At 48.9% G+C, this 12,987-nt stretch carries 12 protein-coding genes; 2 read left to right on the top strand and 10 right to left on the bottom strand.

Going from position 1 to position 12,987, the window contains the following annotated elements; translation table 11 throughout:
* The 9 genes from JSU04_10385 to JSU04_10345 all read right to left on the bottom strand — a co-directional run bounded on the left by JSU04_10385 (position 1) and on the right by JSU04_10345 (position 8,823).
* Entirely contained in the window at positions 1-843 is an 843-nt protein-coding gene (locus JSU04_10385; protein ID MBS1970707.1) for an efflux RND transporter periplasmic adaptor subunit, read from the bottom strand.
* Positions 844-944: 101 nt separating this feature from the next.
* The gene (locus JSU04_10380; protein ID MBS1970706.1) at positions 945-1,577 is read right to left on the bottom strand and encodes a sulfite exporter TauE/SafE family protein; all 633 of its coding nucleotides are present in this window, start codon (positions 1,575-1,577) and stop codon (positions 945-947) included.
* A complete protein-coding gene (gene ccoG, locus JSU04_10375; protein MBS1970705.1) occupies positions 1,574-2,977 on the bottom strand; it encodes a cytochrome c oxidase accessory protein CcoG in 1,404 nt (467 codons plus the stop codon). The genes JSU04_10380 and ccoG overlap by 4 nt, the downstream gene beginning before the upstream one ends.
* 11 nt (positions 2,978-2,988) lie before the next feature.
* Positions 2,989-3,564 (bottom strand): c-type cytochrome, encoded by a 576-nt coding sequence (locus tag JSU04_10370; GenBank protein MBS1970704.1) that lies wholly within the window; start codon positions 3,562-3,564, stop codon positions 2,989-2,991.
* Positions 3,564-3,731, bottom strand: coding sequence for a cbb3-type cytochrome c oxidase subunit 3 (locus JSU04_10365; GenBank protein ID MBS1970703.1), 168 nt, complete (start codon positions 3,729-3,731; stop codon positions 3,564-3,566). The genes JSU04_10370 and JSU04_10365 overlap by 1 nt, the downstream gene beginning before the upstream one ends.
* On the bottom strand, positions 3,728-5,899 hold the full coding sequence (ccoN, locus tag JSU04_10360; GenBank protein MBS1970702.1) for a cytochrome-c oxidase, cbb3-type subunit I: 2,172 nt from the start codon (positions 5,897-5,899) through the stop codon (positions 3,728-3,730). The genes JSU04_10365 and ccoN overlap by 4 nt, the downstream gene beginning before the upstream one ends.
* Complete coding sequence (gene ccoS, locus JSU04_10355) at positions 5,853-6,029, bottom strand: cbb3-type cytochrome oxidase assembly protein CcoS (protein ID MBS1970701.1); 177 nt, start codon at positions 6,027-6,029, stop codon at positions 5,853-5,855. The genes ccoN and ccoS overlap by 47 nt, the downstream gene beginning before the upstream one ends.
* Complete coding sequence (locus tag JSU04_10350) at positions 6,026-8,266, bottom strand: heavy metal translocating P-type ATPase (protein MBS1970700.1); 2,241 nt, start codon at positions 8,264-8,266, stop codon at positions 6,026-6,028. Before JSU04_10350 ends, ccoS begins: the two co-directional genes overlap by 4 nt.
* A gap of 188 nt (positions 8,267-8,454) precedes the next feature.
* Positions 8,455-8,823: a DUF1304 domain-containing protein gene (locus JSU04_10345; GenBank protein MBS1970699.1), complete on the bottom strand. Its 369-nt coding sequence runs from the start codon at positions 8,821-8,823 to the stop codon at positions 8,455-8,457.
* A gap of 83 nt (positions 8,824-8,906) precedes the next feature.
* Here JSU04_10345 and JSU04_10340 point away from each other — a divergent pair, with 83 nt between their 5' ends.
* Positions 8,907-10,739, top strand: a complete 1,833-nt coding sequence (locus JSU04_10340; protein MBS1970698.1) for a cation:proton antiporter — start codon at positions 8,907-8,909, stop codon at positions 10,737-10,739.
* On the opposite strand, the gene JSU04_10335 is transcribed toward JSU04_10340, so the two are convergent.
* The gene (locus JSU04_10335; protein MBS1970697.1) at positions 10,736-11,392 is read right to left on the bottom strand and encodes a TetR/AcrR family transcriptional regulator; all 657 of its coding nucleotides are present in this window, start codon (positions 11,390-11,392) and stop codon (positions 10,736-10,738) included. The two genes, JSU04_10340 and JSU04_10335, sit on opposite strands and share 4 nt — an antisense overlap.
* Positions 11,393-11,541: 149 nt before the next feature.
* On the opposite strand from JSU04_10335, the gene JSU04_10330 reads away from it, so the two are divergent.
* Positions 11,542-12,987, top strand: a complete 1,446-nt coding sequence (locus JSU04_10330) for a TolC family protein (protein ID MBS1970696.1) — start codon at positions 11,542-11,544, stop codon at positions 12,985-12,987.

The raw sequence follows: 12,987 nt of genomic DNA, 5'->3' as shown, positions 1-12,987 counted from the left end.
TTAGTCTTTTTCGATCTTAACAGCTTTATTATCTTGAACGTACTGGCTGGCACGCTCGATCAGATTGTCGTTCGCAGTCAGGCCCTTTTTGATTTCAACAAGGCCGGCTTGGCGAGTGCCGAGCTCCACCGCCTTGTACTTTGCGATATTTTTGTCATCAACAATGCGCACGTAAGGGACTGCGCCCTTATACACCACAGCCTGCTCAGATACGCGGATCGCAGAGCCGTTTTTCAAAGTGACTTGGATTTTGCCGATGCTGCCTGCGGAAAGACGCGGGTTTTTGTTCTTGAAAAGCAAGTTCGCTGTTGCCGTGCCTGTTGTTGGGTTCACCAGCGGGCTGATACCTTCGAAAGACAGGTCTTCCGCTTTTTCCATGAGGCTTGTCGTGAAAGAAACTTGCGCATTGTGAGTGATCTTTTCAAGATCGCTTCCTGGAATTTCAACTGTCACGCGCAACTGACTAGGGTCCACAACAGTGGCGATGCGCTGACCGCGAGTCACTTGCGTGCCCACAGTCACTTCGATTTGGCTGACAACGCCACTCACCGGAGCAACGATCTTTGCCGGAGCATACTGGTAAACCGGATCAAGCTGCTGAATTTTAAAAAGCACTTGGCCTTTCTTAACGTGTGTCCCGAGTGTTACCACATCACGGACAACGCCTTCAACTTCGGCAAGGATGGCGCCGCTCACACGGGATTCTACGCGGGCAGGGTAAGACAAAGACTCAGAGTTTTCCGTGAGTTCAACTTTTTTAATTTGCACCACAGGAATTGTGTCTGTCGCCGCCCATGAAACAGATCCCGCTAAAAGCAGACCCGCAAAGCCCCACGCCTTCATAAAAACTCCTCTTTAGATAAGATCCTGTTTTTTAACATGGCTTCTGGAGCGACGCTATGGGAGCCAAGGGGGATTTGTTAAAATTGCAGGAGCGTCAAAGCTTAAAACAGCCAATGGGAGCCCAAAGCATAGAGCCCAGACACGACGAGGACGCCGCCGGCAATCCTCTGCTTGCGTATATTTGATTTGAGCATAGACGGGCGCACCATCAAGGAAACGGCGCTCAAAGCCGGGAGTCCTCCCAGCCAGAACAAAACCATCAGAAGGCCCCCGGCAAAGGGGCTTTTGCTCGCGGAAGCGGCAATGACGTAGGTGTAAAGCCACATGCATGGGAGCAGACCGGCAAGAAGCCCAATGACAAAACTGCTGCGGCCGAATTTCCAGGCGCGAAGACGCCGATAGAGGTTTTGAAAAAAAGTCGCCGCAAAAAAGTGCGAGCGCTTTCCCCAATCAAAAGCAAACAAGTACTGTAAACCGAGGGCAATCAACGTGAAGCCCAGCAGAACCGCGCCGATCATGCGGACCCAGCCAAACTCAGAGCTCATCACGAAGTCTCCGAAGAATCCGGCAAGCACACCGAGGCTTGCATACACCAGCAAACGGCCGAGGTGGTAATGCCAGAGTTGCCCGCGCGATCCCGTCAGAGCCGCAAATGGCCCACACATCCCGGCGCAGTGCCAGCTGCCGAGAAAACTCGAGGTGAGGATCGCCAAAGGCAACAGAAGCTGGCTCATTGTTTGGGTCCTACAAGAATAATTTCTTTTTCGGCTTCAAACGGTTTTTCAACTTCATTTTGATCATGCAGAAGGATCTTTGTTTTGAGCTGACCGGTTTTTGCGACGAGGCTTGGTTTAAAGCGCACAAAGAAGTGCCACTCTGTCATTTTGCCTGGTTCAATATCGAGCGGATTTTGCGCCACGGTGAGTTCAATGCCTTGAGCGGCCCAGTCTGTCGGCGGGCGCAGCAGATAGATGGCCTTCTTGAAGTTTTGATTCTGAATCTGCAAGCGGAAGTGATTGAGGATCAGGTCTTCGCCGGTGTCATTTTTGATTTGTGTATAAGGGGCTTCTTTTGCACGCAGAACAAAGACCTGCGCTTTTTCACGAGTGGCCACATTGTAAGCCAAACCCGAGACAGAAAGAAGAATGGCGACCATGTAAATGATCGAGCGTGGTTTTTTCAAACTCACCGGGCTGCGATCAAGTGTTTTGTAACCAATGAGTCCTGTCGGTTTTTTGACTTTCGTCATGATCTCATCGCAGGCATCCGCGCACGCTGTGCAGGCGATGCACTCCATTTGCAGGCCTTTGCGAATATCAATTCCTGTCGGGCAGACTTGCACACAGCGATTGCAGCTCACGCAATCGCCTTGTTTTTCTCCTGGAGGAACTTTTCCTTTGCGTGGTTCGCCACGGGATTCGTCATAGACAATCGCGAGCGATTTTTGGTCCAGCAGGACGCTTTGAAAACGCCCGTAAGGACACATGATGATGCAGAACTGTTCACGGAACCAGCCAAAGTCAAATAGCACGGCGGCTGTCATAAAACTCACGAACAAGAAGGTATCCCATTGCTGTGACGGGCTTTCTTGGATCATTTTTATGAGGGCCTCGGATCCGACGAAGTAGGCCGCAAAGCTATGTGCGATGAGAGATGAAACCACAGTAAAAAGAATCCAGGTCAGAGTGAGCTTTATAAATTTTTTGAAACTCATGTCTGCTTGGCGAAGCTGGCGGCGTTGAATGTAATTTCCTTGGACGAGCTGTTCAATGCGGCGGAAAATCGCATCAATAAAAACCGTCTGCGGGCAGGCCCAGCCGCACCACACACGGCCCCAGATCGAAGTCACAAAGGCCAGCCCCAGAGTGAGTGTTGCCAGGACAAAGAAAATCAACGGCGCATCGTGGGCCCAGAAAGTGATTCCGAAAATCGCAAACTTGCGGGCGGGGATGTTGAGTAAAATACTTTGCTCACCGTTGATTTGCGTCCAAGGCAGACCCAGAAAGATTGCAAGCAGGATAAACTGTGTCCAGCGACGATGCTTATGAAAAAAGCCCCGCACTTCTGCAGGAATGATATACGTGCGGTCGCCGAATTCATCGATACTTGTGAGTCTCTCCGGATCTAAAGCCATATTATCCTCGTCTATTTAATTTCATCACCTTGAGGTGCTTTCGCATTTGGCGGGTTGCTGCCCTTTTTCGACAAAATATACGCGGTTAAGCCGTAGACTTCATCTTTTGACAGCATGCTTTCCCAGGGCGGCATTCCTTTTTCAGGCACGCCTTTGCGAATGACGCCGGCGATGTCCATGCGAGTTCCTTTGCCATGGAGCCAGAAATTATCGGTCAAATTAGGACCGATGAGTCCGCCCAGTTGAGGGCCGTGACAGGCGGCGCATTTATTGGTGAAAGTCACTGCGCCGAGCTCAGCCAATTTTGGATTTTTCATTTCTTCAGCAAGCAGCTCTTCAGTTTCAGTCACAGCTGGTGCATGCTGAGCCGCTGCCGATTCCAGATTCTTCATCGCGACAGCGAGTTCGTCTTTTAAAGTCGGTCCACCACCTACTTCATAGTGAATGAAGTAGAGGAAGGCAAAGATGATTGTGAAAAAGAAAGTCCAAAGCCACCAGGTTGGGAGTGGATTGTCGTACTCCTGAATCCCGTCGTATTCATGATCTGTCAGAGGATCGTTGATTTGGTTTTTGATGTCGTCGCTCATTAGTTGTCTCCGTCAATCAAAGGGATTTTTTCCATCTTTTGGTAATTCGCTTTGTTCTCTTTCAGCGACGTCCAGATGAGGACGCCGATGAAGAAACCAAAAAAGATCACCAAGCCGAGAGCTGTTAAATGAGTGTCAGTGAAAAAAGCTAATCCATCTTGTTTCATGGCTGTTTTCCTTTTTGTCCCAGTGCTTGCAAGTAAGCAATGAGAGCAACGATTTGTTTTTTCTCGAGTTTCGGAATATTCACGCCATTGGCTTTCAGATCTTCAGCGATGATCATCGCTTCTTTCTGAGCTTTGATGTCGGCGTTGGCGACAGTTTCATCATCATAAGGCACACCCAGCATTTTCATGACTGAGAGTTTCTTCCGAAGCATGATAAAGTCCGTGTCCTTTTCCACCATCCAGCTATAAGACGGCATAATCGATTTCGGCGTCACCGCACGGGGATCGATCATGTGTTGAAAGTGCCAGAGATTTGGATACTTCTTACCCACACGAGCGATGTCCGGACCGATACGTTTTGATCCCCATTGGAATGGATGATCGTACATAGACTCTTCAACCGTCGAAGCTTTTCCGTAACGGAGAACTTCAGCAGCGATCGGGCGGATCTGCTGCGAGTGGCAGACATAACAACCTTCGCTGACATAAATATCACGGCCAGCAAGCTCCAGCGGAGTGTAAGGCTCAATCATATTGGTGGGCGTGATGTATTTATGCAATGACAGAGTTGGGTAAATCTCAATGATACTGCCGACAGCAATGGCAACAAAAGCTAAAACTGAGAACACAGTGGCCATGCCTTCAAGTTTGCTGTGACCTTCTTTTGTGTCAGGCTTTGCAAAAACCGCGTGGCGCATTGGCACGTGGGCTTCGCTATCAGACTGTTCTGCCGGCGCGGACTTGATCGTTTTGTAGACATTGTAAATCATCATGAAGAAACCGACGATGAACAAAGCTCCACCAAGAGCACGCACCCAATAAAGTGGTACGATACGCACAACCGTTTCAATAAAGTCCGGATAAACCAGTTTGCCTTCTGGAGTCAGCGCGCGCCACATGAGACCTTCAGTAATCCCTGCGGTCACCATTGAAATATAATAGAGCAAAATCCCGAGAGTCGCGATCCAGAAGTGATTGGTTGCCAATTTCTCAGAGTAAAGTTTTGTTCTCCAGAGACGAGGCACCAAGAAGTAAATCATACCGAAAGTCAGCATTCCGTTCCAGCCAAGGGCTCCGGCGTGAACGTGACCGATAATCCAGTCTGTGTAGTGACCCAAAGCACTGACGGATTTAATCGAGAGCAACGGGCCTTCGAAAGTCGCCATCCCGTAGAAAGTCAAAGCCGTCACAAAGAACTTGATGATCGGATCGGTTCTGAGCAAGTGCCAAGCGCCGCGCAGGGTGAGCAAGCCGTTGATCATGCCACCCCAGCTTGGGGCCCAGAGCATCAAACTAAAAACCATGCCCAGAGTTTGCGCCCATTCAGGCAGTGAAGTGTAAAGCAAGTGGTGAGGACCGGCCCAGATATAGATAAATACCAGCGACCAGAAGTGAATGATCGAAAGCTGATAAGAGTACACCGGGCGATTGGCCGCCTTCGGTACGTAGTAATACATGAGTCCCAAGAACGGAGTTGTGAGGAAGAAAGCCACCGCATTGTGACCGTACCACCATTGCACAAGCGCATCCTGAATACCCGCATACACCGGATAGCTTTGCAAGAAGCTCACGGGGATTTCAATCGAATTCACGATGTGCAGGGTGGCGACAGTGATAATGGTTGCGATATAGAACCAAATCGCAACATACAGATGTCTTTCGCGACGCTTGCTGATGGTCCCAAAGAAGTTCACAGCAAACACAACCCAAATCACGGCAATCGCGATATCGATGGGCCATTCAAGCTCTGCATATTCTTTGGACTGGGAATAACCCAGCGGCAAAGTGATCGCGGCGGAAATAATGATCAATTGCCAGCCCCAGAAGTGCAGGCGGCTTAGCGCATCTGAGAATAGGCGCGTTTTCAGAAGTCTTTGCGACGAGTGATAAATCCCGGCAAAGATCGCATTCCCGGCAAAAGCAAAGATCGCGGCATTGGTGTGAAGCGGACGAAGACGACCAAAAGTCACCCACTCCAAATTCATATTCATCGGCCACCAGGCCAATTGTAGAGCTGCGATCAAGCCGAAAATAAAGGCGGCTCCGGCCCAAATCATTGTTGCTAGGAGAAACTTTTTAACGATGTCATCATCGTACAAGATTTTCTCCAGAATCGTGTCGTTATGAATTGCGGGGTTTTTCACGTTCAGTCCTTTCTTGTGGATCATCTAATAAAATTCTGTGTGCTGGAGTTTCAACGTCATCAAACTGTCCTCGGGCGGTGGCCCAGAAAAAGGCTGCCGCAAAGCCAAAGCCAAGGATCAGTGCCATCGGGATCATCAGTGCAAGAATATTCATCGGGTCCCCCGGATGGATGACAAAAGAATCAGAACGGAGCTCACCGGCATGAGAATCGCCGCCACCATGGGGCTGACGAATCCGCCGAGCGCGAGAGCTCCGCCGAAAGTGTTATACATAAGAGAAATGGCGAGATTACGTCTGACAGTGAAACGAGCATCGCGGGCGATTTGCAAAAGCTCGTAGAAAGGAGCCAAACCACCGCGGGTAAAATAGACATCGGCCGACATCAGGCTCAAATCGACGCTGCCTTTGACAGCGATACCGACATCGGCGGCTTTTAAAGCAAGGGCATCGTTGGCACCGTCACCAATCATGCAGCTATGAAAAGAGTATTGAATGACATCCAGTTTTTGTTCGGGACTCATTTCGGCATAGCATTGGTTATTGGGAATTCCACACTCTTGAGCGATCTTACTGACTCGTTGGTTTTTATCTCCCGAAAGAATATGCAAATCGAAGTCTTGTAGCTTTGTTAGAATCTCTTTGCTTTCGCTGCGAAGAGGATCATAAAAGAAAAGATGTGCTTTAACCAGTCCGTCACAGCTGTACTCCACAACCAGTGAGTCTTGATTATGAGAATTTTGCGAGCGGGTCAGGGAATAACGTCGGTTCCCGAGGCGGCCAAAGACTCCTTGACCAAGAAGTTCGCGGCGATCTTCCAGAGAAGAGGATAAGCCCGCAAGATTCTTCCAGGCACGACGAAGGGCAAACGCGACCGGATGAGTGCTTTGACCTTCAAGTGCCAAGATGATTTTCTTATCTTCCTCTGAAAGATCGCCTTTAATCGATGAAAGTGTCAAAGTCCCTTCAGTGAGAGTGCCGGTTTTATCAAAAAAGATATTTCTAACATCCTGAAGTTTTTCAAAAACATCGGCGTGACGGATAAGGATGCCGGCTTTCTGTGCTTTCCGTAATGACAGCCCATAGGCAAGGGGTGAACCGAACGCAAGAGCGCAAGGGCAGGCAATGACGATCAGAGCTAACGCACGCTCGAGAGCTTGATTGAAATCAATTCTTGCATAAAAGATGAAAAATAAAATGGCAAGGCCCGTGACTCCGGCGATCAGTCCTTGCGCGAGTTTGTCTGAAAGAGTGATGAAGCGGCTTTTTTGAACAGAATCAGAGCGCAATTGTTGAAGGATTTTGCCCCAGCGAGTCTCGAGAGCGGTTTTTTCAACACGCAGACGGGCTTCAGGACTTAGAAGTCGGCTTCCCGCAAACAAAGTCATGCCTTCGCGGAATTGTTCTGGAAGAGATTCACCATTAAACAGAGACATATCCACTTCGGCTTGCGGACTCAGTAAAATGCCGTCGGCGGGGATTTTCTCTCCTTGAAGAATCGTGATTTCAGTTCCGGGCTGAAGATCGCGGCGGCCTTCGATGCCTTCAAGCAGGGCATCTTGGTGCAAGTATTTCTGCTGCACGCGCTTCAGCAGATATCTGCTGGCAAGAATTAAGAACAAGAAGCTCGCGGTTGAATCGAAATAGACCGGTCCTTCGCCGCGAATCAAGTTGTAAGTAGATAAGAAGAATCCTGAGAACATCGCGATCACGATGGGTAAATCAACGTTGATCACGCGGTATTTAAGAAAATTCCATGCGCCCTGATAAAAGGGACGGGCTGAATAGAACAGAATCGGCAAAAAAAGAACAAAGCTCATCCAGTTAAAGAGCACGGCCATGGAACCTTCAAGGCCGCCGTACACTGGCACCACAAAAAGCATCATGTTTCCGGCGCAGGCCCCGGCGACGCCAATCCGTTGCAAAGCAAGGCGGTTTTCTCGTTTTTGTTTCTCACGCACGTCCTGACTTGCAATCAAGGCTGTGGGGCGATAGCCGAGCTCTTCGATCATCGCGGCGACTTCCACCCATGCGGTCGCCGGAGAGCCCGGTTTTAAAATGACATGCACGGTGGATTCGCCGAAATGAACGCGGGCTTCGGCGATGTGAGCGCTAAACTCTGGAAGGCGCTCTAAAAGATGGACGCAGGAAGAGCAGTGAAGCCCTTCTGCGTAAAATGTAAGACTCTTTGCAGGAATTTGGGAAAGGGCCTGGTGCTTTTCCAGGAGTTTTTCGAAATGACCAGAGTTAATGCCTTTATCTTCAGCGGTCTCAAGCTTGTACAAAGCCTCGCAAGCAGAGCAGCAGAATTGTGAACCGTCAGAGACGAGGCTCTTGCAGTAAACACATTGTCCGTGGCCAGCATATGCCGGAGATGAAGATAATTGATCCATAACAGTAAGATCAATTTACTCCGCAAATAGAGCCGGGACGAGTTTCGCCTGAAACGACCCTAAGAAGGGGACATAATGACTCGAGACATTTTGTCCTATTTTTTGGGGCCCGCCCATTTTGAGAAAAATCAGAACTGAGGGCTAGGCGCGTTTAAACAAACTTATGATTATCAAGTCTTATTGGGATCTTAAGCAAGGAAGGGAATAACGGCGACAAGTGCCGGGATCATTTGCAACAAGGCCCCTCGCCAGAGTTTCGGCTTAGAAATAAGAAGTACCAAACCCGCAGCGAAGATGGATGCCAGAGCATAAATAATAAGAGTGCTTCCAGCGGTCCGGGTCATTTCGGCGCTATGAAGATGCAGCCCCAGAAAAATCGCGAGGGCTAAAAAAAGATTATAAAAGCCCTGGTTAAAAGCCAGAGGTTTTGTCACCGCCACATCCTCAGGTCGAACTCCGAAAATCTTATTCGTGCGCTTTCTTCCCCATAGAAAACTCTCAAGAATGAAAATGTAGATGTGAATCAAAGCCGGAATCAGGGGAAGTAGATTTGTCATAAGACGATGATAATAACCCAGGCTGCGTAAAGTCCAACAATCTGCGATTGACTTGGAGAGTAAACACCTTAACCTTGAGATCTATGACACTGCATACACCTCTGCAAGAAGCCTTGGTTTTCCTGGGTGCCACTGTGATTCTCGTGCCTCTCTTTCTTCGTTTGGGACTGGGAACCGTTCTTGGTTACCTGACAGCAGGAAGCCTGATCGGCCCGCAAATCCTGGGATGGGTCGCAAACTCCGAGAATGTTCGCCATTACTCTGAATTCGGAGTGGTGTTCCTGCTTTTTATGATTGGTCTTGAGCTTCAGCCAAAACGTCTTTGGAGTTTGCGTAAGACTTTGCTGGGATTTGGTGGATTGCAGATCGTCATTTGCACGGTGGCATTTTTTCTTCTCGGTAAACTATGGGATCTCACAAATTCAGCAAGTTTCGTGATTGGTTTTTCATTGGCACTCTCTTCGACAGCTTTTGCTCTGCAAACATTGACGGAGCGAAAAGTTTTGAACACGCAATACGGCCGTTCAGCATTTGCGGTTCTTCTGATGCAAGACGTGGCGGCGATCCCGGCGTTAGCGATTATTCCTACACTGGGTGTGATGACGGACTCTGTTCCGAAGGCCAACTGGCTTGAAGCGGGGCTTGTGGTTGTCGGGCTCGTGTTGGTCAGCCGGTTTGTCATGACGCCTTTCTTACGACTTGTAGCCAATGCCAAAAGCCGCGAGCTTTTCACAGGTGTCACGTTGCTCATTGTGATGGGAGTTGCCTTCCTCATGCTTGAAGTGGGCCTCTCGATGGCTCTCGGTGCGTTTATCGCAGGTGTGCTTCTTTCTGAATCAGAGTTTCGTCACGAGCTGGAAGCGGACTTAGAGCCTTTCAAGGGTCTTCTGATGGGTCTGTTTTTCATTTCAGTAGGCATGGCCGTGAACTGGAAGCTCTTCATTGATGATCCGGCAAAGATCGCAGGCCTTGTGCTGCTCTATATGGTGGTGAAAGGTATTCTGGTCTACGGTGTGGGTCGTCTGATGCGGCTTAATGCCGATGGCTCTCGCAATTTGGCGGTGTATCTGGTGCAAGGCGGGGAGTTCGCCTTCGTTATCTTTGGTGTCGGTGAGGGTTCGCGTGTTTTATCGCACGAAGCTTCCGATTATCTGACTTTGATTGTGACATTGTCGATGATCTTAAGCCCGTTCGTTATTCTGGTGCACGATAAATTAGATGAATGGCGTGCTCTGAAAGCGCCAATGCCGAAGTATGATGACATCGAAGATAACAATAGCCAAGTGATCATCGCAGGCTTTGGCCGCTTCGGTCAGATCTTCGGCCGTATTTTACGTACACAAGAAATTCCCTTCACGGCGATTGATCACGATTCGACACAGATTGAGTTGCTCCGACGTTTTAGTCAGAAAGTTTATTTCGGGGATGCTTCACGGGCCGAGTTGCTAGAATCTGCCGGCGCTAAAAAAGCAAAATTTCTTGTGATTGCGGTGGATGATACAGAGACGGCTTTGAACATCGCCCGTGTCGCCCGAGATGAATTTCCGAACCTGAAAATCTTTGCCCGGGCTCGAAACCGTCAGCATGTCTTTGATCTCAAAGATCTTGGTGTTCACTTTATTCAGCGTGAAACCTTTGAATCCAGTCTTGCCCTGACAAAGGCATTGCTCTTGGAGCTGGGCTTCCCACGTGAACGCTCGAATGCGCTGGTGGACCGCTTCCGTACTCATGATTTGCTGATGGTGGAAGAACAATATAAAGTCCGCCACGATGAAAAAGTTTTTATCGATATTTCTCGTCAAGGAGCCGAGCAGCTTGCACGGGTTTTGCGTGAAGACATAGAAAAGACTTATATTGAAACTCCATCAACGCTCGGAAAAGCAGAGGCTATTCCAGAAACGTCGAATCCATCTTAAGCTCTGTCGCAGGTGCGACAGTATCGTTTGATGAATTCCTCGAGGGTTTTATAAGTCTCGAGATCTGAAACTCCGGCGAGTAGTCGCTGGGAGATAATATTTCCGAACATAAAGATATCAAGGCCCTTGATCAGGTTTTTCACGTCGACTTCTTTATGTATCTTGCCGTTTTTTTGTAAGTTCGTGAGGCGTTCTTCAAGTTGTGGCTGAAAGAACATCGGAATAGTCTCGCGGATACGTTTGGCAAACTTCGCATCAACGATCGCTTGCGAAAGTACAATTTTAAAAAAGTCGAAATTCTTTTTACAATCAAGTTCGTATTTAAATTTGGCAAAGCCCAAAAGCTCCGCCTCCAAAGTTTCCTGAGGAGGGTAGGTGAGTTTTGTATGAACGTCTTCTTCCAGGACATAGCGCTCTATAATAGCCACGAGGAGGCCCATTTTACCTTCAAAGTACCGACCAATCAGGGATTCATTCACGCCGGCCTTCTTTGCAATCATACGGGTCGTTGCACCCTTAAAGCCGTGCTTTGAAAAGACCTCTTCGGCGGCCTTCAAAAGGGACCGTTCTGAGGCAGACCTGTCCCTCTTCTTGCCTTTGGCCGGGTCCTTTGAGGCACTTTTGTCTGTTTTAATTTGAGATGTTTCATTCATATTAAAAACCTCTAAATTATTGAAAGTACTTATATATGATGAATTTAACATAGCTGTTAAAAAAATACAACGAAGTAATCGCTTGAGTACTAATTTAAAATGCCGTAAATATATGTATGTAAGTGATTACTTAAATCAGGAGTTTAGAAATGACCACCAAACAAACCACCACCAAAATATTAGCTCTCGTGCTCAGTGTGGGGTTGGGTAGCGGCGCCCAGGCGCTGACCCTCAATGAGTACCTCGATCAGGTAAAAGGCCAATCCAATGCCTATAAAGGATCGAGCATTCAGTCGGAAGCCTCTTATTTGAAATCCCGTGAAGCGGATCTGATCTTTACGCCGCAGCTTTTTGCTGAAGGTCGTATAGGTCACGATGGTAAGCCTTCGAGCCCGCCGGTGATGGTCTATGACAGATTCGAAAGCCAGCTGTATCGCTTGGGCGTCAGTCAGCAGTTTAGCTTCGGTTTGCAAGGTCGTGTTTATTATGAAGCCAACAAATCAGACTTCGTCGGCGCCAACTTCGGTCAGGGCGTTATGACAGAGTATTGGGACGCGAGTCCTAAGCTGGAGTTGACGATGCCGGTCTGGGGCGGCGGTTTCGGACGAACCTCTCAGGCAAACGAAGAGATTCTTCGCCAACAAAACTACGCCGATGCCTTCAATAACGGTTCTCAAGCAAGCACGATCGCAGTGAATGCGGAGGCGGCTTACTGGAGACTCTCAGCATGGCAAGACGTCGTGAAGATTCAAGAGCAAGCCTTGAAAGCGGCTCAGAATATCTATGACTATGTTTCACGGAAGCAAAGAATGAACCTCGGTGAAAAAGCCGACGTGATTCAGGCACAAGCTCTGTTAGAGAGTCGTACCCTGGAGTTGCAAGTTGCCAAGAACGAAGCTCAAGATGCTCTTCGCACTTTCAATAGACTGCGTAATGCCGATACTTATGCACCAGCAACAAACTTAACTCCGGTAGATTACAAGGCGCTTGAAAACATCGTGGTACCGGCTCAGCGCCCGGGTGACCGTTTGGATGTGAAAGCGACGGAGGCTCAGTTGAATGCCGCCCGTGCTTCTTCCACTTTGGTGCGAGAGCGAAACCGTCCGACCTTAGATCTCTCTGGAAGTTATTCTCTGAATGGCCGTGATCCGGCGCTAAATGAAGCTTTGAAAAACGCCGGACAATCCCAGCGAGATACGGCATTTGTCGGATTCAATTTTAAAATGCCTTTGAATGTCGGTGCGACTTCGGATGCGAAATCCGGAGCTTTGAAAGCCGAGAAAGCGGCTGAGCTCAGCTACCAGTACGCCAGCTATGCTCAAGAGCAAGACTGGGCGAGCCTGACTCGCAACTTGAACGATGCCCGCGATAATTTGCGCCTCATCGGCCGTATTGAGGAAGTGCAGAAATCAAAACTCGAAAACGAACGCACTCGCTTGCGTCAGGGCAGAACAACGACTTACCAAGTTCTGCTCTTTGAACAGGATTATACTTCAGCGTCTCTGACCCGTGTGAAATCCGCAGCAAACATTCTTGGCCTGCAGGCCCAAGTGAAACTTTACCAAGCGCCCGTATCCTCTGAAGGAGGAAAATAG

The organism is Bdellovibrionales bacterium, assembly GCA_018266295.1.
Classification (GTDB): Bacteria; Bdellovibrionota; Bdellovibrionia; order Bdellovibrionales; family Bdellovibrionaceae; genus JACMRP01.
This window is presented reverse-complemented; position numbering and strand designations above follow the sequence as displayed.

What these genes read in the sequence shown, in the direction of transcription:
- ccoS (MBS1970701.1), bottom strand. Translation starts at nt 6,029, where the DNA reads ATGAATATTCTTGCACTGATGATCCCGATGGCACTGATCCTTGGCTTT.
- JSU04_10350 (MBS1970700.1), bottom strand. Translation starts at nt 8,266, where the DNA reads ATGGATCAATTATCTTCATCTCCGGCATATGCTGGCCACGGACAATGT.
- JSU04_10365 (MBS1970703.1), bottom strand. Translation starts at nt 3,731, where the DNA reads ATGAAACAAGATGGATTAGCTTTTTTCACTGACACTCATTTAACAGCT.
- JSU04_10380 (MBS1970706.1), bottom strand. Translation starts at nt 1,577, where the DNA reads ATGAGCCAGCTTCTGTTGCCTTTGGCGATCCTCACCTCGAGTTTTCTC.
- JSU04_10345 (MBS1970699.1), bottom strand. Translation starts at nt 8,823, where the DNA reads ATGACAAATCTACTTCCCCTGATTCCGGCTTTGATTCACATCTACATT.
- JSU04_10385 (MBS1970707.1), bottom strand. Translation starts at nt 843, where the DNA reads ATGAAGGCGTGGGGCTTTGCGGGTCTGCTTTTAGCGGGATCTGTTTCA.
- JSU04_10335 (MBS1970697.1), bottom strand. Translation starts at nt 11,392, where the DNA reads ATGAATGAAACATCTCAAATTAAAACAGACAAAAGTGCCTCAAAGGAC.
- JSU04_10370 (MBS1970704.1), bottom strand. Translation starts at nt 3,564, where the DNA reads ATGAGCGACGACATCAAAAACCAAATCAACGATCCTCTGACAGATCAT.
- ccoG (MBS1970705.1), bottom strand. Translation starts at nt 2,977, where the DNA reads ATGGCTTTAGATCCGGAGAGACTCACAAGTATCGATGAATTCGGCGAC.
- JSU04_10340 (MBS1970698.1), top strand. Translation starts at nt 8,907, where the DNA reads ATGACACTGCATACACCTCTGCAAGAAGCCTTGGTTTTCCTGGGTGCC.
- JSU04_10330 (MBS1970696.1), top strand. Translation starts at nt 11,542, where the DNA reads ATGACCACCAAACAAACCACCACCAAAATATTAGCTCTCGTGCTCAGT.
- ccoN (MBS1970702.1), bottom strand. Translation starts at nt 5,899, where the DNA reads ATGATCCACAAGAAAGGACTGAACGTGAAAAACCCCGCAATTCATAAC.